The 20355-nt window shown below is 67.3% G+C and carries 24 protein-coding genes; 11 read left to right on the top strand and 13 right to left on the bottom strand.

The window, feature by feature from the left end:
- The first annotated feature begins 81 nt into the window (after positions 1-81).
- The gene (locus QWY76_RS05555) at positions 82-711 is read left to right on the top strand and encodes an OmpW/AlkL family protein (RefSeq protein WP_290310118.1); all 630 of its coding nucleotides are present in this window, start codon (positions 82-84) and stop codon (positions 709-711) included.
- Positions 712-827: 116 nt separating this feature from the next.
- Here QWY76_RS05555 and QWY76_RS05550 read toward each other — a convergent pair whose 3' ends face one another.
- The 5 genes from QWY76_RS05550 to QWY76_RS05530 form a co-directional block, all read right to left on the bottom strand.
- On the bottom strand, positions 828-1328 hold the full coding sequence (locus tag QWY76_RS05550) for a gamma-glutamylcyclotransferase family protein (protein WP_290310117.1): 501 nt from the start codon (positions 1326-1328) through the stop codon (positions 828-830).
- Between the two features lie 7 nt (positions 1329-1335).
- Positions 1336-1668 (bottom strand): YqcC family protein, encoded by a 333-nt coding sequence (locus QWY76_RS05545; protein WP_290310116.1) that lies wholly within the window; start codon positions 1666-1668, stop codon positions 1336-1338.
- A gap of 67 nt (positions 1669-1735) precedes the next feature.
- Positions 1736-2494, bottom strand: a complete 759-nt coding sequence (locus QWY76_RS05540; RefSeq protein WP_290310115.1) for an amino acid ABC transporter ATP-binding protein — start codon at positions 2492-2494, stop codon at positions 1736-1738.
- Positions 2491-3165 (bottom strand): amino acid ABC transporter permease, encoded by a 675-nt coding sequence (locus QWY76_RS05535; RefSeq protein WP_290310114.1) that lies wholly within the window; start codon positions 3163-3165, stop codon positions 2491-2493. The genes QWY76_RS05540 and QWY76_RS05535 overlap by 4 nt, the downstream gene beginning before the upstream one ends.
- Positions 3166-3183: 18 nt before the next feature.
- Positions 3184-3948, bottom strand: a complete 765-nt coding sequence (locus QWY76_RS05530) for an amino acid ABC transporter substrate-binding protein (protein ID WP_290310113.1) — start codon at positions 3946-3948, stop codon at positions 3184-3186.
- A gap of 328 nt (positions 3949-4276) precedes the next feature.
- Between QWY76_RS05530 and QWY76_RS05525 the strand changes: the two genes are divergently transcribed.
- The 4 genes from QWY76_RS05525 (at position 4277) to QWY76_RS05510 (ending at position 7236) form a co-directional block, all read left to right on the top strand.
- Positions 4277-5302 (top strand): DUF3549 family protein, encoded by a 1026-nt coding sequence (locus tag QWY76_RS05525; RefSeq protein ID WP_290310112.1) that lies wholly within the window; start codon positions 4277-4279, stop codon positions 5300-5302.
- Positions 5303-5326: 24 nt separating this feature from the next.
- Positions 5327-5764, top strand: a complete 438-nt coding sequence (locus tag QWY76_RS05520) for an ATP-dependent zinc protease family protein (RefSeq protein ID WP_290310111.1) — start codon at positions 5327-5329, stop codon at positions 5762-5764.
- Positions 5765-5802: 38 nt separating this feature from the next.
- Positions 5803-6711: a 30S ribosomal protein S6--L-glutamate ligase gene (gene rimK / locus QWY76_RS05515; protein WP_290310110.1), complete on the top strand. Its 909-nt coding sequence runs from the start codon at positions 5803-5805 to the stop codon at positions 6709-6711.
- A 78-nt stretch (positions 6712-6789) separates the two neighbouring features.
- The gene (locus tag QWY76_RS05510; protein WP_290310109.1) at positions 6790-7236 is read left to right on the top strand and encodes a hypothetical protein; all 447 of its coding nucleotides are present in this window, start codon (positions 6790-6792) and stop codon (positions 7234-7236) included.
- On the opposite strand, the gene QWY76_RS05505 is transcribed toward QWY76_RS05510, so the two are convergent.
- From QWY76_RS05505 to QWY76_RS05475, 7 genes are all read right to left on the bottom strand, one after another.
- On the bottom strand, positions 7157-7939 hold the full coding sequence (locus tag QWY76_RS05505; protein ID WP_290310108.1) for a SanA/YdcF family protein: 783 nt from the start codon (positions 7937-7939) through the stop codon (positions 7157-7159). The two genes, QWY76_RS05510 and QWY76_RS05505, sit on opposite strands and share 80 nt — an antisense overlap.
- Positions 7940-7951: 12 nt before the next feature.
- Complete coding sequence (gene sufT, locus QWY76_RS05500; protein ID WP_290310107.1) at positions 7952-8524, bottom strand: putative Fe-S cluster assembly protein SufT; 573 nt, start codon at positions 8522-8524, stop codon at positions 7952-7954.
- A gap of 189 nt (positions 8525-8713) precedes the next feature.
- Positions 8714-9955, bottom strand: a complete 1242-nt coding sequence (locus QWY76_RS05495) for a cysteine desulfurase (protein WP_290310106.1) — start codon at positions 9953-9955, stop codon at positions 8714-8716.
- A gap of 4 nt (positions 9956-9959) precedes the next feature.
- Positions 9960-11309: a Fe-S cluster assembly protein SufD gene (gene sufD / locus QWY76_RS05490; RefSeq protein WP_290310105.1), complete on the bottom strand. Its 1350-nt coding sequence runs from the start codon at positions 11307-11309 to the stop codon at positions 9960-9962.
- The gene (gene sufC, locus QWY76_RS05485) at positions 11306-12058 is read right to left on the bottom strand and encodes a Fe-S cluster assembly ATPase SufC (RefSeq protein ID WP_290310104.1); all 753 of its coding nucleotides are present in this window, start codon (positions 12056-12058) and stop codon (positions 11306-11308) included. The genes sufD and sufC overlap by 4 nt, the downstream gene beginning before the upstream one ends.
- A 237-nt stretch (positions 12059-12295) precedes the next feature.
- Complete coding sequence (sufB, locus tag QWY76_RS05480; protein WP_290310103.1) at positions 12296-13738, bottom strand: Fe-S cluster assembly protein SufB; 1443 nt, start codon at positions 13736-13738, stop codon at positions 12296-12298.
- A 68-nt stretch (positions 13739-13806) separates the two neighbouring features.
- Positions 13807-14268, bottom strand: a complete 462-nt coding sequence (locus tag QWY76_RS05475; RefSeq protein ID WP_290310102.1) for an SUF system Fe-S cluster assembly regulator — start codon at positions 14266-14268, stop codon at positions 13807-13809.
- Between the two features lie 382 nt (positions 14269-14650).
- On the opposite strand from QWY76_RS05475, the gene QWY76_RS05470 reads away from it, so the two are divergent.
- The 6 genes from QWY76_RS05470 (at position 14651) to QWY76_RS05445 (ending at position 19820) form a co-directional block, all read left to right on the top strand.
- On the top strand, positions 14651-15316 hold the full coding sequence (locus QWY76_RS05470) for an ABC transporter permease (protein ID WP_290310101.1): 666 nt from the start codon (positions 14651-14653) through the stop codon (positions 15314-15316).
- A 46-nt stretch (positions 15317-15362) separates the two neighbouring features.
- A complete protein-coding gene (locus tag QWY76_RS05465) occupies positions 15363-16526 on the top strand; it encodes an ABC transporter ATP-binding protein (RefSeq protein ID WP_290310100.1) in 1164 nt (387 codons plus the stop codon).
- Positions 16527-16530: 4 nt separating this feature from the next.
- Positions 16531-17262: an ABC transporter permease gene (locus QWY76_RS05460; protein WP_290310099.1), complete on the top strand. Its 732-nt coding sequence runs from the start codon at positions 16531-16533 to the stop codon at positions 17260-17262.
- Positions 17263-17332: 70 nt separating this feature from the next.
- Positions 17333-18217, top strand: a complete 885-nt coding sequence (locus tag QWY76_RS05455; protein ID WP_290310098.1) for a glycine betaine ABC transporter substrate-binding protein — start codon at positions 17333-17335, stop codon at positions 18215-18217.
- Positions 18218-18347: 130 nt separating this feature from the next.
- Positions 18348-19190: a nitrilase-related carbon-nitrogen hydrolase gene (locus QWY76_RS05450; RefSeq protein ID WP_290310097.1), complete on the top strand. Its 843-nt coding sequence runs from the start codon at positions 18348-18350 to the stop codon at positions 19188-19190.
- Positions 19191-19307: 117 nt separating this feature from the next.
- Entirely contained in the window at positions 19308-19820 is a 513-nt protein-coding gene (locus QWY76_RS05445; protein WP_290310096.1) for a gluconokinase, read from the top strand.
- A 247-nt stretch (positions 19821-20067) separates the two neighbouring features.
- On the opposite strand, the gene QWY76_RS05440 is transcribed toward QWY76_RS05445, so the two are convergent.
- Positions 20068-20355: TRAP transporter large permease subunit (locus tag QWY76_RS05440; RefSeq protein ID WP_290310095.1), on the bottom strand; the 288-nt coding region annotated here is incomplete at its 5' end.

Genomic DNA, 20355 nt, shown 5'->3' with positions numbered 1-20355 from the left:
AAGTTCGATCCGCGAAGTGGCCGATAGACTCTGCTTCATCTCCGGCGACACTCGCCGAACGCATGACAGAGGAGCCACATCATGCCCAAGTCCCCCCTGCCCGTCCTGCTCGCCGCCGGTCTCGGCACCGTCGCCCTCGCCGCCAGTTCCCAAGTGCTGGCCTATGGCGCCGGCGACCTCTATACCCGGGTCGGGGTCGCCAAGGTCGAGCCCAAGAGCGACAACGGCGACATCCTCGGCGGCGCCGAGGTCGACGTCGACGATGACAGCGCCTTCGCCTTCACCCTGGGCTACCGCTTCACCGACACGCTGGGCGTGGAGCTGCTGGCCGCGGAACCCTTCGACCACGACTTCGAGGTCGAGGGGGTCACCGGCGGATCCACCGACCACCTGCCGCCGAGCCTGACGCTGCAGTACTATCCGCTGGGCGGCACCAGCGCCCGGGTCCAGCCCTACGCCGGCCTCGGCGTCAACTACACCCTCTTCTCCGACGAGGACGTGGACGTACCGGGCGTGGAACTCGAGTTCGACGATTCCTGGGGGGTGGCCGCCCAGCTTGGCGTCGACCTGCTGATCGACGAGCACTGGGCGCTGAACGCCGCCGCCTGGTACCTGGACATCGACGCCGACGCCAGCCTGAACGGCGACGAGGTGGGCACCGTCGAGATCGATCCGCTGGTGGTGATGGCCGGCCTCAGCTTCCGCTTCTGAGCGAGCGCCAGCCCCGACAGACAGCAGGCCCGCCGATCGGCGGGCCTGCTGTCGTGAGTGGCATGACGCCTGGCAGCCTGTCTCAAGGCTCGATCAACCTCCGCCGATCCAGGACACTAGCGCGGCGTATGGCGGGACAACCCCAGCGCCATCAATGTCTCGTCGTCCAGGCCGTGCACCGCCTCCACCTCGGCCAGGCGGGCATGGTAGGTCGGGCTCAGGAAGGCCTCGCCGGCCAACAGGTGATCGAGGTATTCCCGGGCCGGCCTGAGTGCCTCGGCCGTGGTACCGGGCGCGGCGATGTAGACCCAGGCCTCGATGGCCCCATGCTCGGTATGGATCGGCAGGCGATGCCGGTCATAGGAGTGGGGGTAGCCCTCGAAGGGATCCATCAGGTGGATCTGCTCGGGCGCGACCAGCTCGAAGAGCGCGCCCTCCACCCGGCCGCCGGGAGCGGGCGCCACATTGGCATGGCTGATGCCCGCCACCCGGGAGGCCTTGTCGAAGCACAGGCCGTGATCGGCCAGCATCCCGGGCAGCGCACGACGGGTCGTGCCGATCCGCGCCTCCACCCGAGCCGGGTTCATGTTGCTGCCATAGGCGAAATAGTACGGCATGGGGGCCTCAGTTCTCGGTGACCAGGCGGTCGATCCGCTCGACCACCTTGCACATCAGCAGACGGTCGCTGGCCCGGGCGCCCTCCTGGGTCAGGTAGGCCTCCACCGCGGGCGCCACGTCGCAGGTCGACGGCAGCGGCGCGCGCGCCTCCACCAGCGCCTCCAGCCGGGCGATGAACACGAAACGCAGCCACTGGGGCAGCGCCATGGTGTCGATGCAGAACGGCTGGGGGCTGTCGAAGGCCTCGGGCTCGGGGCGCTCCATGCGCCACATGTCGGCCGCCTTCATGGTGGACTCGAGTTCGCGCAGGGCCTGATCGAGTTCCTCGTGTACGCTCATGGGCTATCGCTCCGGTCGGTCTGTGCCTTCATTATCCCGCCTCGACGCACCGGCGGCCAACCCCGGTTCAGGAAGACTGGATGGCGGGCTGGGCGGCCAGGACCTTGCGCAGGAAGTCGCGGGTGCGGGGATCGCGGGGCGCGTTGAACAGCCGCGACGGCGGTCCCTGCTCGACGATGCGGCCGCCCTCCATGAACACCACGCGATCGGCCACGTCCCGGGCGAAGCCCATCTCGTGGGTCACCACCAGCATGGTCTGGCGTTCGGCGGCCAGCTGCTTCATCAGCGCCAGGACCTCCTCGACCCACTCCGGATCCAGCGAGGAGGTGGGCTCGTCGAACAGGATCACCTCGGCCTGGGCGGCCATGGCGCGGCCGATCCCCACCCGCTGCTGCTGGCCGCCCGACAGCGAGGCCGGATAGGCGTCGGCCTTGTCGGCCAGGCCGATGCGCTGCAGGATCTCCCGGGCCCGGGCGTGGGCCTTGGCCCTGGGCCAGCGGTTGACCACGATCAGTCCCTCGGCGATGTTCTCCAGCGCCGTCTTGTTGGCGAACAGCGCATAGTTCTGGAACACGAAGGCCGTGCGCCGCCGGGCCGCGAGGATATCGGCACGGGTCGCCCGAGTGACATCGACATCCAGGTCACCGAGGGTCAGGTGCCCGGCATCCGGTCGCTCGAGGAAGTTCAGGCAGCGCAGCAGGGTCGACTTGCCCGTGCCCGAGGGCCCGATCACCACGATGATCTCGCCCTGGTCGATGGCCAGATCGATGCCATCGAGCACGGTGGCGTCGCCGAAGCGCTTGACGAGATTGGCTACCTGGATCATCTGCGATACGCCTCGTTGAGCCGGGTCTCCAGCCGGCGCTGGCACCAGGCCAGCAGCTCGACGATGACCCAGTAGAACACCGCCACCGTGATGAAGGCCTCGAAGTACAGGAAGCTGCCGGCGGCCTCCTTCTGGGTCGCCCCCATCAGTTCGGTCACGCCCAGCGTGAAGGCCAGGGAGGTGGCCTTGATCATGTCGATGAAGTAGTTCATCAGGGTGGGCACGGCCACCCGGGTGGCCTGGGGCAGCACGATGCGCCGCATCAGCTGGCCGTTGGTCATGCCGATCGACAGCGCCGCCTCGGTCTGGCTGCGGTCCACGCCGACGATGGCGGCGCGGATCGATTCCGCCATGTAGGCGGCGAAGTGCAGGGTCAGCCCCATGATGGTGGCGGTGATGCCGTCGATCCGGGTGAGAAAGGCCAGGACCTGGGGCAGCCCGTAGTAGAACAGGAACAGCTGGACCAGCAGCGGCGTGCCACGGAAGAAGGAGATGAACAGCAGGGTCACGCCGTTCAGCCCCGGAATCCGCAGCACCCGGATCACCGCCAGGCCGCAGGCCAGTACCAGGGCCAGCGCCATCCCCGCCGCGGCCATGGCCAGCGTCAGCGGCAGATAGCGCAGCAGGATGGGCACCAGCCCTACCATGTAGTCGAGATCGAGAATGCTCATGTCGGCCCAGGCAGCGGATCAGGGACGGGTGATGTCGTTGCCGAACCAGCGCTCGGAGATCTCGCTCAGGGTGCCCTCCTCGCGCAGCGCGGTGAGGGCCGCATCGACCCGATCACGCAGGGCACGGTCCGCCTCGGTATCGCGAAACGGCAGGGCGTTGCGGATCTCGGAGAACGGCTGGCCGGCCAGGGCCAGGGGCAGCGGCTTGTCCTGGATGACCTGGCTGGCACTGACCCGGTCCATGACGAAGGCATCGACGCGACCCAACGCGGTGTCCTGCTCGATATTGCTCTCGTAGGTGCGGATATCGATCTCGTCGGCATAGGGCAGCTCGCGCAACAGCTGCTCGTAGTTGGAGCCCAGGTTCACCGCCACGGTCTTGCCGCGCAGGTCCTCGACCCCCGCGATGGTCGCGTTGCCTTCCTTGACCACCACCTGGGCGCCATCGTAGACGTAGGGCTGGGTGAAGACGTACTTCGCCTGGCGCTCCTCGGTGATGGTGATCTGGTTGGCGATGGTGTCGATGCGACCGGACTCGAGCATGCCGAACAGCCCCGAGAAGTTGGCGGTCACGAACTCCACCTCGGCGTCCATTTCCTCGGCCACCGCCTCCATGACGTCGACCTCGAAGCCCTTGAGGGTGTCCTGCTCGACGAAGGTGAACGGGAAGTAGCCGCCGGACATGCCGACCTTGAGGGTCTCTTCCTGCGCCTGGGCCTGGGCGCCGCCGGCGATGGCGATGACGCCGGCAGACAGCAGGGGCAATGCAAAAGAACGTAACATGAGGATGCCTCCGGTGAGAGCAAGATCTGCATGGAATAAAAAACGGTTCTTATATTCTATTTTCACAGATAAAGTAGGGAAAATCTCGGCCCACGGCCAATAGGCATCGATTATGCCTGCTATAGCCGGAGCCCGCAGGACGTTCATTCACAGATCCACTGAACGCCCCTGTGGATAAGCCTTGGAAAGATACCCCATCCGCCGTCGCCACGGGCCTCGGCGGGGACTGGTCAGGAATTGACCAGCCGCGCCGGGCATCGCCTGTCCGACAGGCTGACAGGACGCGGGAGCCACGGTAGAGTGCACGGTCCGAGAGTGGAGAGACAGCATGCAGCCGATCGACAGCCTTCACGACTTCTTCATTCGCACCGGTGCCGAGGTGAGGCTCTATCACCTGGGCCGGCGCGTCGAGCCCTGCCCCCTCGAGGACCTGGCGGCCCTCGAGGCCGGCCAGCGGCCCTGGCCGCAACCCTGGCAGGGCAAGGCCCGCCTGGCCATGGTGTTTCGCGTCGGCGAACTCGAGGACCCGCTGATCTGGTTCCTGGCCCTGCCGCTGGACGAACAGGGCCAGCTCGACCCGGCCCCGCGAGACGCCTTCCTGCAGCGGCTGCTCGAGACCCTGGGGCGCAACGTCCGGGGCCTGGGCCGCGGGGACGGCGAGCAGATCGACAACCTGATGAAGGACAACCCCCTGGCCTTCACGCCCTCGATGCCCTTCCAGGCCCTGCTGCACGCCCGCGCCAGCCTCGACCTGGGTCGCCCGGCGAGCCAGCACCTGGAGCCGGCGGAGGCCTACCTGGAGGGGCAGCAGGCACTCGACTGGCGTGCCCTGGGGCTGCAGGGCCTGGCCGACTTCGTGGTGCGCATGGACGCCGACCAGGCCGGCCGCCTGGCGGCACACCTGCCGGCCCTGCCCGGCGAGGTCCTCACCTCGCTGTGTTACTGTCTGGAACATGTGACGATCGCCGAAGACCTGGCCGAGGCCCTGCGCGCCCGGGGCGAGGCGGCCGCCGAGGCCGGCGATGTCGAGGCCTTCTGCGCCTGCGTGCGCGCCGTCGCCGGTGCCGAGACCCGCGTGGCCGGTGCCTGGTTCGACGCCCTGCTCGACGCCCCCGAGGCCTGCGGCCCGGACCTGCTGGCGGCCATGGCGGGGCGCGGGTGGCGCCACCTGGAAGACGGCGAGCGGCTGCCGCGCTTCCTGACTCGGCTGGCCGAGGCGCCCCAGGCGGATTTCACCGCCGTGGCCCGGGACCTGGCGCTGATCCCGCGCCTGCGCCTGCCGGTGCTGATGACGCTGCGCGAGGCCGCGCCGGCTTCCTCCATCGGCCGCCGCCTGGCCGGCCTGTCCCGTTGAGCCGGCGCCACGAGGAGTGATGCCATGAAGGAACTGCCCTACCAGGCCAAGGCGGTGATCGGCCGCCGCGAGATGGTCACCCTGCCGGAACTGCACCTGACACTGTGTGCCAAGGCCGATACCGGCGCCCGCACCTCGTCGCTGCATGCCGAGGACATCGAGTCCTACGAGCAGGACGGCCACCTCTGGGTCAGCTTCACCACCCGTGGCGGCGGCCCCGGCAGCCCGGCCCATGTCCACCATATGCACCTGCACGACCGCCGCCGGGTGACCAGTTCCAACGGCCAGGCCGAGTGGCGCTACGTGATCCGCACGCTCATGCAACTCGGCGAACTGGAGTTCCCGGTCGAGCTGACGCTGGCCGACCGACGCAACATGCGCCACCCCATGCTGCTGGGACGCCGCGCCCTGCGCCGCCTGCTGGTGGCCCCGGGGGCCGGCTTCCTGCACGGCGAGCCCTGACCGCTTCCCTATTCAGCCCACGCTACCGGAGACCCGCCATGCACTTCGCGCTGCTGTCACGCAATCGCAACCTCTATTCCACGCGTCGGCTGATCGAGGCCGCCGAGGCCCGGGGTCATACCGCCCGGGTGGTCGACACCCTGCGCTGCTACATGAGCATCGCCTCGCACCATCCCTCGATCCACTACAAGGGCGAGGAACTCGAACCCTTCGACGCGGTGATCCCGCGCATCGGCGCCTCCATCACCTTCTATGGCTGCGCGGTGCTGCGCCAGTTCGAGATGATGGGCACCTACGTGCTCAACGACAGCGTCTCCATCACCCGCTCGCGGGACAAGCTGCGCTCCCTGCAGCTGCTCTCCCGCAAGGGCATCGGCCTGCCGGTGACGGGCTTCGCCCATTCTCCCGACGACATTCCCGACCTGATCACCATGGTCCGCGGGGCCCCGCTGGTGATCAAGCTGCTGGAGGGCACCCAGGGCATCGGCGTGGTGCTGGCCGAGACCAACCAGGCCGCCGAGTCGGTGATCCAGGCCTTCATGGGCATGAAGGCCAACATCATGGTCCAGGAGTACATCAAGGAAGCCAGGGGGGCCGATATCCGCTGCCTGGTGATCGGCGACAAGGTGGTGGCCGCGATGAAGCGCCAGGCCGCCGAGGGCGAGTTCCGCTCCAACCTGCATCGCGGCGGCAGTGCCAGCGTGATCCGCATCACCCCGGAGGAACGCTCCACGGCGATCCGCGCCGCCAAGGCCATGGGCCTGCGGGTCGCGGGGGTCGACCTGCTGCGCTCGAACCATGGTCCGGTGATCATGGAGGTCAACTCCTCGCCGGGGCTGAAGGGCATCGAGACCGCCACCGGCAGGGACATCGCCGGGCTGATCATCGAGCACCTGGAGAAGAGCGCCATGCCGCGTCGCAAGACGCCGCCCAAGCCTAAAGGCTAAGCAAATAATTGCCCGGCGGGGGTGGCAAAAGACCGTCGACACCCCCACAATCTGCGTCACCGGAGGAGGTGACCGCCCATGTTTCTCGACAATCGCCAAGTGGCGATGGACAGCGTCCTCGAGGCGCTGGCCGACAGCATCGACTATTTTCAGGACAACCACGAGCGCCTGAAGCCGACCCTGCGCCAGGCCCTGACCCCCTACTTCGAGGCCAGGGACGAGTCGATGCGCGAGTTGCAGGAACTGGCCCGCAAGCACCTCGACCTCCTCCCGCGCGACGCCGATGTGGAGCGCGATGACTACATGTGGCTATGGAGCCGGCTGAAGAGCTTCGTCGGCGACGACAGCCAGGTGCTGATCAACGAGCTGCTGGAACAGGAACGGGTGCTGATGCAGGCCCTCTCGACCCTGTTCACCCACCCCCTGCCCGAGCCCATCGAGGCGGTCATCGAGGACTGCTGGAAGAACTGTCGCTCGCTGATTCGCGAACTGTACCGACAGCAGAAGCCGCGCCAGCGGCGCTGATCTCCTCCCCCGGCCTGACGTCCCGCGCCTCCTCCCCGGGCACGATGTTCAACGGTTCCCGGGGACCCAGGAAGTGCGGCTCGCGCCGCCAGAGATAGAGATCCCCCAGGGTCGCCACCCGCGCGACCCATTCCCGTGCCCGCAACTGCAGGGTGCCGTACGACCGCCGTTCCGGGGCCGCGCAGCCGCGGGCCTCGAGCCCCAGGGCCCGGGCGATGAACAGGGCCCGCGGCAGGTGCCATGACTGGGTGATGAGCAGTGCCCGGCGCACGCCGAAGACGTCCCGGGCCCGGGACAGGGTATCGAAGGTGCTGAAGCCGGCGTAATCCAGGGTCATGGCCGCATCCGGCACCTGGCGACTGCGCAGGTCCCGCCACATGGTCACCGGCTCGTTGTAGTAGCGGGTACTGTTGTCGCCCGACAGCAGCAGGTGGCGGACCCGGCCGTCCTCGACCAGCCGCGAGGCGGCGAGCATGCGTCCCTCGAAGTGCGGATTGCGCGCGCCGCTGCGCGTCCAGTGGGAGGTGCCGAAGACGATGCCGACCCGCTCGGGCCGGCACTGGGCCAGCGCCGGGTCGATGGCGCCACGGGTCTCGGCGAGCATCCACAGGTTGGCGCCAATCAACAGCAATGTCGCCAGGAGCGCAATGGCCCCCAGCGACATCAGCAGTCCCCTGAAGCTTTTCCACAGCGTCGTGGACATCGACCTCCCCGGTCAGAACATCCCCAGTTCCAGCTTGGCCTCGTCGCTCATCATCTCACGACTCCACGGCGGGTCGAAGACGATCTCGGTGTGCACCTGGCGGACCTGGGGCGCACCGAGGATCTTGTTGCGGGCATCCGCGGCGATGACGTCACCCATGCCGCAGCCGGGAGCGGTCAGCGTCATGCGGATGGTGACGATGCGCTCGCCGCTGATCAGCCGCTCGATGCGGCAGCCGTAGACCAGGCCCAGATCGACGATATTGACCGGGATCTCGGGATCGAAGCAGGTGCGCAGCTGATCCCAGACGAATCGCTCGATCGCCTCTTCCGACGCATCCTCGGGCAGGGTCGGCCGGGGCAGGGCCTCGAGGCCCAGGGCATCCAGGTTACGGCCTTCAATGAGGTAGAGACGCCCCTGGTGGCCCACGCTCACCGAGCTGCCCTTGGCCTGCATCACGCTGACCTCGCTGTCCTCGGCGAGCGTCACGGTCTTGCCGAAGGGGATGGAGATCGCCTCGACGTCGCGCTGCAGCGGCAGGAGCTGGCCCTTGGACAGGCCGACCAACGGGTCGAAATCGCTCATATGACTCCTTGGAGCTTCATGACAGGCACAAGGGGTGAGCGTTGCCGGGACCAGGCCCCGGTGAGCCGGAGCTTGGCGAGGGCGCCATGATGCCATCCATCGGCGCTGCATCGGCCTTCCCTGGCAGATGCCCCTCGCTCCGCCTTGTCCCGCGGCGCTCACCTCGCCCCAGATTGGTTAAATGAACCCTCAGCGCAGCATGCCCACGACCCGCTCGAGGCCCTCGACGAAGATATCGACCTCCTCGGGGGTGTTGTAGGCGGCGAAGGAGGCGCGGCAGGTGGCGTCGACGCCGAACGACGACAGCAGCGGCTGGGCACAGTGATGGCCGGTGCGGATGGCCACGCCGAGCTGGTCGATCAGCAGGCCGATATCCTGGGAATGGGCGCCATCGACCACGAAGGACAGCACGCCGGCCTTGTCGGGGGCGGTGCCCAGGATGCGCAGGCCGTCGATCGTCTCCACCCCCTCGCTGGCATGCTGCAGCAGCCGGGCCTCCCAGGCGCTGATCAGCTCCATCCCGATCTCGCCGACCCACTGAAGCGCCCGGCCCAGCGCGATCACCTCGGCGATGGCCGGGGTGCCGGCCTCGAACTTGTGGGGGATGGCGGCGAAGGTGGTGGGCGTCTCGAAGGACACCGTCTTGATCATCTCGCCGCCGCCCTGCCAGGGCGGCATGGCCTCGAGCAGCTCGGCCTTGCCGTACAGCACCCCGACGCCGGTGGGCCCGTAGACCTTGTGACCGGAGAAGGCATAGAAGTCGGCGTCGATGTCGCGCACGTCGACCCGCTGGTGGGGAGCCGCCTGGGCGCCGTCGATCAGGATTCGCGCGCCGTGCTCATGGGCGACCCGCGCCATCTCGGCCACCGGGTTGATGGTCCCGAAGGCGTTGGACACATGGTTGACCGCCACCAGCTTGGTGCGCTCGCCGATCAGGTCGCGATAGGCCGCCTGGTCGAGCACGCCCCGCTCGTCCACCGGGATCACCTTGATCACGATCCCCAGCTCGCTGGCCAGCAGCTGCCAGGGCACGATATTGGAGTGGTGCTCGAGACGCGAGATCAGCACCTCGTCGCCGGGCCCCAGGTTCGCGCGCCCCCAGCTGTTCGCCACCAGGTTGATGGCCTCGGTAGTGCCGCGGGTGAAGACGATCTCCCGGGCCTCGCCGGCGTTGATGAAGGCCCGCACCGTCTCCCGGGTTCCCTCGAAGGCCGCGGTGGCCTCGTCGGCCAGGGTGTGCAGACCGCGATGGATGTTGGCGTTGTAGCCCCGATAGTAGGCGTCGAAGACCTCGATCACCTGACGCGGGGTCTGGCTGGTGGCCGCGTTGTCGAGATAGACCAGCGGCTTGCCGTGGACCTCCCGATCGAGGATCGGGAAGTCGCGGCGGACCCGGGCCACGTCCAACAGCAGGTCGCTGAAGTCGGCCATGGACTTATTCCTCGTTCAGGGCCGTGGCGGTTTCCACCAGCCCGGCCAGGTTGAAGCGCTCCGGCAGCTTGCCGGCCACCGTCAGCTCGACCCGCTCGGCGACGGCGTCGAGGTCGACCCGCTCCATGACCTCGCCGGCGAAGGCCAGGGTCAGCAGGCCGCGGGCGGTCTGGGCATCGATGCCGCGGGTACGCAGGGCATAGATGGCCTCCTCGTCGAGCTGGCCGGTGGTCGCGCCGTGGGCGCACTTGACGTCGTCGGCGTAGATCTCGAGCTCGGGCTTGGTGTCGATCTCGGCGCGATCGGAGAGCAGCAGGTTGGCGTTGCTCTGCTCGGCCTCGATCTTCTGGCTGTCGCGCTTGACGATCACCTTGCCGTTGAACACGCCATGGGCCCGGTCGTCGAGGATGCCCTTGTAGTTCTCCCGCGAGGTGGTGTGGGGCGCGTTGTGGTTGACCAGGGTGTGGTTGTCCACGTGCTGGCGGCCCTGGCCATAGAAGAGCCCCTGGAAGGTGGTCTCGGCCCCCTGGCCATTGAGGTCGCTGACCAGGTCGTTGCGCACCAGGCCGCCACCGAGGTTCAGGTTGAACGAGGTATAGCGGCTGTCGCGGGCCTGTTCCACCTGGATGCTGGCCACGTGACGGTCCTGGATCGGCGCCTCCTGGAGCTTGTAGTGGGTCAGGATCGCCCCGCGCTCGAGGATGATCTCCTCCACCAGGTTGGTGAAGTTGGCGGCGCCCTCCTCGCCCACATGGTGCTCGACGACGGTGGCCTGGCTGCGCCCGCCCGCCTCGATGAGGATGCGCGGGTGGCTCATCACCGCCTGCTCGCCGGCCCGTGACAGGAACTGCAGCACGATGGGCTTTTCCACCACGGTACGCGGCGCCAGGCGGACCACGGCGCCCTCCTCCATGAAGGCGGTGTTGAGGGCGGCGAAGGGCGAGAACTCGACCCCGGTCAGCCGGCCCAGCGGCCCGCCGACGGCCTCGTGGTTGTCCTCCAGCGCCTGCGAGAGCGGCATCAGCTGGACGCCGTCGGGCAGATCGCCGAGATCCGACAGGGCCGGGGCGAAGACGCCATCGACGAAGGTCAGGCGGTGGCCGTCGAGCGGCAGGGTCAGGGCCGCCGCCGCGGCCGGCGAGAAGTCGGCATCGCCGGCCAGCGCGAAGTCGTGGCGGGCGATATCGCGGACGTCGGTGTACTTCCAGTTCTCGATGCGCCGATGCGGAAAGCCCAGCGCCTCGAAGCGGGCCGCGCCGGCCTGGCGGCGGGCAGCGATCCAGGTCGGTTCGGGGCCGCGGGTGGCGTTGCGCTCGGTCAGGCGATCGAGGAAGCGCTGCACATCGTCATTCATGCGGCGGAGCCCTCCAGCAGCCAGTCGTAGCCACGGTCCTCGAGTTCACGGGCCAGGTCGGCGTCGCCGCTCTTGACGATGCGCCCGTCGACCAGCACATGCACCTGGTCCGGCACGATGTAGTCGAGCAGGCGCTGGTAGTGGGTCACCAGCAGGATGCCGCGGTCCTCGGCGCGCAGCGAGTTGACGCCCTTGGCCACCACCTTCATGGCGTCGATGTCGAGGCCGGAATCGATCTCGTCGAGCATCGCCAGGCGCGGCTGCAGCACCAGCATCTGCAGGATCTCGTTGCGCTTCTTCTCGCCGCCGGAGAAGCCCTCGTTGACGGCACGCTGCAGGAAGCTGGCGTCCATCTGCATGAAGGCGATCTTCTCCTTGATCAGCTTCATGAATTCCGGCGCCGGGATCTCGCCCAGCCCCTCGGCCTCGCGCTTGGCGTTGAGGGCCGCCTTGAGCAGGTAGATGTTCTTCACCCCGGGGATCTCCACGGGGTACTGGAAGCCCAGCAGCAGGCCCTTGCGTGCCCGCTCCTCGATCTCCATCTCGAGCACGTCGCGGCCCTCGAAGGTGATGGTGCCGTGGGTGACCTCATAGCCGTCCTTGCCGGCGATGACCGCCGAGAGGGTCGACTTGCCGGCCCCGTTGGGGCCCATGATGGCGTGGACTTCGCCGGCGCCGATGGTCAGGTTGAGGCCCTTGAGGATCTCGGAACCCTCGACCGTGACGTGCAGATCCTTGACTTCGAGCATCTTGACTACCTTTCGATCTTTGGGCCGCCGCGGCGGCTCGCATAAGTTGATTCGTTTCCCACCCGCAGGGGCGCTCCATGGCGCCTTGTCGCTGACGAGGATGAGCTGTTCCGGCGCCGAGCCACCGCGAGGGCGCTGTAAACCCCTCCCTGGGCGCTACCGACGCCATCCCTGGCGTAGGACCCTCGCGTCGGCTCGTCCCCGGCGCTCATCTCGCCGGCCGCTTGACCAAAACTCTTAACCAACCGCGCCTTCGAGGGTGACGTTCAAGAGGGCTTCGGCCTCCACGGCGAACTCCATCGGCAGCTCCTGGAAGACGTCCTTGCAGAAGCCGTTGACGATCATGTTCACCGCATCCTCCTCGGCGATCCCGCGGCTCTGGCAGTAGAAGAGCTGGTCCTCGCCGATCTTGGAGGTGGTCGCCTCGTGCTCCACCGTGGCGGTGCTGTTGCCGATCTCCTGGTAGGGGAAGGTGTGGGCCCCGCAGGTGTCACCGATCAGCAGCGAATCGCACTGGGTATAGTTGCGCGCCCCCTTGGCCCGCGGGCCCACCTTGACCAGGCCGCGATAGGACTGGTCGGAGCGCCCGGCGGAGATGCCCTTGGAGACGATGGTGGAGCGGGTCCCCTCGCCGATATGGATCATCTTGGTGCCGGTGTCGGCCTGCTGGCGGCCGTTGGTCACCGCCACGGAGTAGAACTCGCCGATGCTGTCCTTGCCACGCAGCAGGCAGGACGGATACTTCCAGGTGATCGCCGAACCGGTCTCGACCTGGGTCCAGCTGATGTGGGAGCGGTCACCGCGGCAGTCGCCGCGCTTGGTGACGAAGTTGTAGATGCCGCCCTTGCCGTTCTCGTCACCCGGGTACCAGTTCTGCACCGTGGAGTACTTGATGGAGGCGTCTTCCAGGGCCACCAGCTCGACCACCGCCGCGTGCAGCTGGTTCTCGTCGCGCTGGGGCGCGGTGCAGCCCTCCAGGTAGGAGACCTGGGCACGGCTCTCGCAGACGATCAGCGTCCGCTCGAACTGGCCGGTGTTGGCGGCGTTGATGCGGAAGTAGGTGGACAGCTCCATGGGGCAGGTCACGCCTTCCGGCACGAACACGAAGGAGCCGTCGGTGAATACCGCCGAGTTGAGCGCCGCAAAGTAGTTGTCGCCCTGGGGCACCACGCTGCCCAGGTACTGCTTGACCAGCTCCGGGTAGTCGCGGATCGCCTCGGAGATGGAGCAGAAGATCACCCCGGCCTCGTGGAGCTTGTCCTTGAAGGTGGTGGTCACCGACACCGAGTCGAAGACCGCGTCCACCGCCACGCCGGCCAGCGCCGCCCGCTCATGCAGCGGGATGCCCAGCTTCTCGTAGGTCTCGAGCAGCTTGGGGTCGACCTCGTCGAGGCTCTGGGGGCGATCCTCGGGGCGCTTGGGCGCGCTGTAGTAGGAGATCGCCTGGTAGTCGATCGGCGGATAGTCGAGGTGCGCCCAGGAGGGCGGCGTCATCTTCAGCCACTGGTGATAGGCCTTGAGGCGCCATTCCAGCATCCATTCCGGCTCGCCCTTCTTGTGGGAGATGAAGGCGATGGTGGTCTCGTCCAGCCCCGGCGGTACCGTATCGCTCTCGATGTCGGTCACGAAGCCTTCCTTGTATTCGCGACGGACAAGCTGTTCCATTTCCTGACTTGCCATGATGTGTCCCCTCCCGGGCGGTTGGGTCGGCGAGCGAAGCTCGTCTCGGGTGGTGATTCCGATGGTGATCAGGCCTCGGCGGCCAGGCTCACGCTCTGTATGGGCAGCTGCACCGGCAGCTTGATCGGGGTGGTGTCGGCCAGGTGGGCCAGGGTCACGCTGTCGAGCAGGGTACGCACCGCCAGCGAGACGCGCTGCCAGTTGTCGGAGACCCCGCAGGTCGCGACCAGGTCACAGTCGCCCTCGGCCTGGCTGCACTCGGTCATCGCCACGGGCCCCTCGATGGCCGTGATGATGTCGCTGGCGGTGATCCTGGACGCCGGACGGGCCAGGGAGTAGCCGCCCTGGGCACCGCGGCGCGACTCCAGCAGCCCCGCCCTGACCAGCATCTTCAGCGTCTTGCTGACCGTGGGATGCGGCAGCTGCACCGCCTCGGCGAGTTCCGCCGCGGCATGCGGCTGCTCGGGATGGCGGGCGATCTGCGCCATCACCACGGCCGCGTAGTCGGTCAGTCTGGACAGCTTGAGCAATGCCTGGCTCCCCGGGGACAGCCCCCTCAAGATCGATTGCGGACCATTTTAGTCCTGTATGATTTCGATGTGAAGCCTTGCGGCCCTTTCCCGCCCCGTCCCCGGGGGTTCGCGACACGTTCAGCGCCGTTACCATCAAAAACGCCAATCATTCTCATTTGCTGCAGTAATCGCCGTCAGCCCGTTCCAGGGCATGCATCAGCGCCCTCAATTCCTGCCATTGCGTATCGTCATGTTCGAAAAAACAAATAGACAGGATGTCTTGCTAAGCTACGTGCCCCCTTCATGAGGCCCCGTACCTCTCCCCATGCCGCCCCGTCGGGCAGCCAACGGAAGTATGCGGCTATGCTTCCTCGAGATAGCCAGCCAAGGAGATGTGACGTTGGAACTGATTCAGTACGCGCTGGACAACCTCGAGTTGCTGACATCGCGAACGATCGAGCACATCGCCCTGGTCGGGGTCGCCGTGGGCATCGCCACCCTCACCGGGGTGCCCATCGGCATCGCCATCACCAAGAACGAGAGAGTCGCCAAGGCGGTCCTCTACGTGGCCTCGATCATCGTCACGGTGCCCTCCATCGCGCTGTTCGGGATCATGATCCCGGTGCTCTCGCTGATCGGCCAGGGCATCGGCTACCTGCCGGCGGTGATCGCGGTGCTGCTCTACTCGCAGCTGCCGATCATCCGCAACACCTACACCGCCATCCACAACGTCGACCCCGCCCTGCGCGAGGCGGCCCGCGGCATCGGCATGAGCCAGAACCAGCGCCTGCGCATGGTCGAGATTCCGCTGGCGGTACCGGTGATCATGGCCGGGGTGCGCACGGCGGTGGTGCTCAACATCGGCGTGATGGCCATCGCCGCCTATATCGGAGCCGGCGGTCTGGGCACCTTCATCAGTCGCGGCATCTCGCAGTCCGACCCCCGCCAGTTGATCGTCGGCGCCGTCGCGGTCAGCCTGCTGGCGATCATCGTCGACTACTCGCTGCTGGCCATCCAGAAACGCCTGACCCCCAAGGGCATGGAGCGCGCCGCCGAAACGGCGTGAATGCTCGCCCCGGCCACGACACGGCTAATCGACCAGGAACCCCGGCATGATTCGACTGGATAACCTGACCAAGGTCTTCGACACGCCCAAGGGCGCCGTCACCGCCGCCGACCACATCACCATGGAGGTCCCGAGCGGCGAGATCTGCATCCTGCTCGGCCCCTCCGGCTGCGGCAAGACCACCACCCTGAAGATGGTCAACCGGATCATCCGTCCCACCTCCGGCAAGGTGTTCATCAACGACGAGGACACCACCGGCCTGGACACCCAGGACCTGCGCCGCAGCATCGGCTACGTGATCCAGCAGATCGGCCTGTTTCCCAACATGACCATCGAGGAGAACATCACGGTGGTGCCCAGGCTGCTTGGCTGGGACAAGGCCAGGTACCAGGAGCGCGCCCGGGAGCTGATGCGCATGATCGCGCTGGAGCCGGACGCCTTCCTCAAGCGCTACCCCAGCGAGCTCTCCGGCGGCCAGCAGCAGCGTATCGGCGTGGCCCGGGCGCTCGCCGCCGACCCGCCGGTGATGCTGATGGACGAGCCGTTCGGGGCCATCGACCCGATCAACCGGGCGGTGATCCAGGACGAGTTCCTCAAGATGCAGCAGGCGCTCAACAAGACCATCATGTTCGTCAGCCACGACATCGACGAGGCGATCAAGATGGGCGACCGGGTGGCGGTGTTCCGCGAGGGGCGGCTGGTGCAGTACTCCACGCCCGACGATCTGCTCGCCGCCCCCAGGAACGCCTTCGTCGAGTCCTTCCTCGGCGAGGACCGGGCGCTCAAGCGCCTCAACCTGGTCAAGGTGCGCGAGGTGGTGAGCGACGAGATCGGCACCGTGCGTCCCGGCGACACCCTGGAACAGGCGCTCGCCAGGATCGACGACTTCGGCTACCAGAACTCCATCCTGATGGTCAACGACAGGCGCCAGCCGGTGGGCCTGATCACCCGCGCCCTGGCACGGACCACCAAGGGCTATTGCCGCGACCACTTCCAGAACGTGCCGGCCACGGTGGCCCTGGACGACGACCTGCGCAAGGTCGCCTCGCTGATGTTCGCCCAGGACACCACCTGGCTGCCCTGCGTCGACGAGGAGGGCCGGGTCTGCGGGCAGATCACCCAGCGCGCCATGACGCACCACCTGGGCTCGCGCTTCCGGCCCACCCAGGAAGACGACGCCCCGCCCCCCGACGCGGCAACCAGGGAGTGAGCCGATGCCCATTCAGCGTCTGAAAGGGGCCCTGCGCATCCTGCTGTTCATCGCCGTCTTCCTCGGCGGGGTATGGAGCCAGTCCAGCGGGGTCATCGACGACTTCCTCTTCTACCTGCCCGACGTGCAGTACCTGATCGTCCAGCACCTCTGGCTGACCGCGGTCTCCGGCGGCCTGGCCATCCTGGTGGCCATCCCGCTGGGCATCGTGCTGTCCCGGCCGAGCATGGCCCGCTTCGCCGAGACGGCCATGCAGGTGCTCAACGTCGGCACCACCATCCCCACCCTGGCGGTGCTGGCGCTGTCCATGAGCTTCCTCGGCATCGGCACCGTGCCGGCGGTGTTCGGGCTGTTCGTGGCCACCCTGCTGCCGATCGCCCGCAACACCTATGCTGGCCTCAAGGGCGTGTCGCCGGCGCTGATGGAGGCCGCCGCGGGCATCGGCATGTCGCCGGCCCAGCGCCTGATCAAGGTGGAGCTGCCCAACGCCCTCTATGTGATCTTCGCCGGCATCCGCACCGCGCTGACCATCAACGTGGGCACCGTGCCGCTGGCCTTCCTGATCGGCGCCGGCGGCCTCGGCGAGCTGATCTTCACCGGCATCGACCTCTACGACCCGGTAATGATGCTGGCCGGCGCCATCCCCACCGCCCTGCTGGCGATCGTGGTGGACGCCCTGGTCTCCACCACCGCCTTCGTGGTGGTGCCCCGCGGGGTGAACCCGTCCCGCGCCTGACGCCATCGACAGCGGTTCCCAAGGCTGCCCCCGGCAGAGCCGTCAACTGCAACAAGAAGGAGAAGCATCCATGAAACGCTTGATGACAACCCTGTCCGGCCTGGTCCTGGCCGGGTCCTTGGCCACCGCCCAGGCCGAAGAGATCGTGGTCGGCGGCAAGAACTTCACCGAACAGCAGATACTCGCCAGCATGACCACCCAGTACCTCGAGGGCCTGGGCTACGACGTCGAGACCCGCGCCGGCATGGGGTCCGCCGTGCTGCGCCAGGCTCAGGAGAATGGCCAGATCGACCTCTACTGGGAATACACCGGTACCTCGCTGATCAACTACAACGACGTCACCGAGACGCTCTCCCCGGAGGAGACCTACCAGCGGGTCAAGGAACTCGACGGCGAGAAGGGCCTGGTGTGGCTGGAGCCGTCCGCCGCCAACAATACCTATGCCCTGGCCATGCGCGAGGAGACCGTCGAGGAGACCGGCATCGACAACCTCTCGAAGCTGGCCGAGGCGGTCAATGACGGCGATGAAGAGCTGTCGTTCGCCATGAACGCCGAGTTCTATGCCCGCGAGGACGGCTGGCGGCCGCTGCAGCAGGCCTATGACTTCCGGGTCAGCCGCGGCAACGTCAAGCGCATGGACTCCGGCCTGGTCTACCAGGCGCTGCGCGACGGCCAGGTCGACGTGGGCCTGGTGTTCGCCACCGATGGCCGCATTCCGGCCTTCGATTTCCATGTCCTGGAGGACGACCAGGCCTTCTTCCCGGCCTACGCCCTGACGCCGGTGGTCCGCCAGCAGACGCTGGAGGCCAACCCGGAACTGGCCGAACAGATGAACGCCCTCTCCAGCCTGCTCGACGACCAGACCATGGCCGACCTCAACGCCCGGGTCGACGTCGAGCGCGAAACCATCGAGGACGTGGCCCAGAGCTTCCTCGAGGACAACGACCTGCTGTAACCGCCGACATCATCGGCACCCCGCACGAAGGCCGCCCACGGGCGGTCTTCGCCGTCCCTCCCCGGTACGGGGGCTGACATGACCGCGGCCGCCACCACCGACCCTTGCTACCATCACGAGAGCCTCGATCATGCACTACCAGGATTCGCTCCATGTCGCCGCCGCCCAGATCAACGCCCGCCTCGGCGAGGTGGACGCCAACCTCGAGCGACACCTCGAGGTCATCGCCGAGGCCCAGGAGCAGGCGGTCGAGCTGCTGGTCTTTCCCGAGCTCTCGCTGACCGGCTACGGCCTCGGCGGCGAGGTCATGCAGGTCGCCATGCCCATGGAGGACCCGAGGCTCGAGCGCCTGGCCCGCGCCGCCGGCGACATGCAGGTCGTGGCGGGCTTCGTCGAGGAGGCCAGTCCCGGCGAGTACTACAACGCCCTGGCCATCCTCCAGGATGGCGGGATCGTCACCGTGCACCGCAAGCTCAACCTGCCGACCTACGGCGGCCTCGAGGAGGGCAAGTGGTTCACCCATGGCAGTGAGCTCACCCAGGCCACGGTGCGCCCCGGCTGGTCGGCCACCCAGCTGATCTGTGCCGACCTGTGGAACCCGGCCCTGGTCCATGCGGCCCTGCTGCCCCGGCCGACGGTGCTCTGCGCGCCGATCAACTCGGCCTCCGGCATCGTCAGCGAGGACTTCTCCAACGAGCAGAACTGGCTGCTGAATGTGCGCTTCTACGCCATGACCTACGGCACCCCGGTGATCATGGCCAACCGCTACGGCCCCGAGGGCAATAGCCACTTCTGGGGCGGCTCGCGGATCCTCGGCCCCCGCGGCGAGGTGCTCGCCGAGGCGGAGGACCAGGAAATGCTGATCACCGCCACCCTCTCGCGGACGCCGATCGCCCGCGCCCGTTTCGAGCTGCCCACCCACCGCGATGCCGATACCCCCCTGGTGCGCGAGCTGATGGCCGGCTACCGCTGAGCGACGACGCCTGCCACCTGGGCAGGCGGCCTCTCGACCAACACCCCCTCTCCCTTTGCAATAAAAATGCTAGAATCATGGGCATCCAATGGACGCCAAAACAAAGAAGATTCTCGCATGCACACCGACGCGAAAAGCATTCTCGTCATGGGGGTTTCCGGCTCGGGAAAGTCTCATATAGGACGCCAGGTCGCCGCGGCTATCGATGCCACCTTCATCGACGCGGATGACCATCACAGTGCCGCCAATATCGCCAAGATGGCCCGGGGAGAGCCCCTCACCGACGACGACCGTGCCGCCTGGCTGCAGACCCTGGCCGACCTCTACCGGCACTACCGCAGCGAAGGCCAATCACTGGTCATCGGCTGCTCGGCGCTCAAGCGCCGCTACCGTGACCGCCTGCGCCAGGGCGCTCCCGACCTGCAGATCCTCTACCTCCACGGCAGCCGCGAACTGCTGCTGACGCGGCTCGATACCCGGGGCGATCACTTCTTTGCCGGCGCGCACATGCTCGACAACCAGCTCGCGACCCTCGAGGCCCCTGCCGACACGGAGGCCTTTCGCTGCAACATCCGCTCGACACCCAGGGACATCGTCGACGCCTTCACGGCACGACTCCGCTCGACATGAGCCGATTTACCGGTCATGAAACGACAAAAAAGCGGCGCCCAGGCGCCGCTTTTTCATGGCCATTTGGCTTGTAGACTCTCTCGAAAAAAATCTTCCGCGATTGCGATCGACTTTCCGCCGATCGGTGATCGAACAGGCTCCCCCCCTGTCGGCATGGCCACGGCCATCGTGTGCCGCTTGCGGGCTCATCGGCCGGGGGAATGGCCGCCCCCGGCAGGGATACGCGCCGGCCACGGCCGGCGCGAGATCACACCAGCCACATGGCCAGGTTGGGCCAGAACAGCAGCGCGAAGAGCACGCAGAGTTGCAGGGCGATGAACGGCAGCAGCGAGACGAAGATGTCCTTGAGGCTGACCTCCGGCGGGGCCACGCCCTTGAGGTAGAAGGCCGCGGGGCCGAAGGGCGGCGACAGGAAGGACACCTGCATGTTCACGGCGAACAGGATGCCGAACCAGATCGGGCTGTAGCCCAGTTGCTCGACGATCGGCACGAAGATCGGCAGGGTCAGCATGGCCACGCCGATCCAGTCGAGGAA

The sequence above is a fragment of the Halomonas maura genome, assembly GCF_030409305.1.
GTDB classification, from domain to species: domain Bacteria; phylum Pseudomonadota; class Gammaproteobacteria; order Pseudomonadales; family Halomonadaceae; genus Halomonas; species Halomonas maura.
This window is presented reverse-complemented; position numbering and strand designations above follow the sequence as displayed.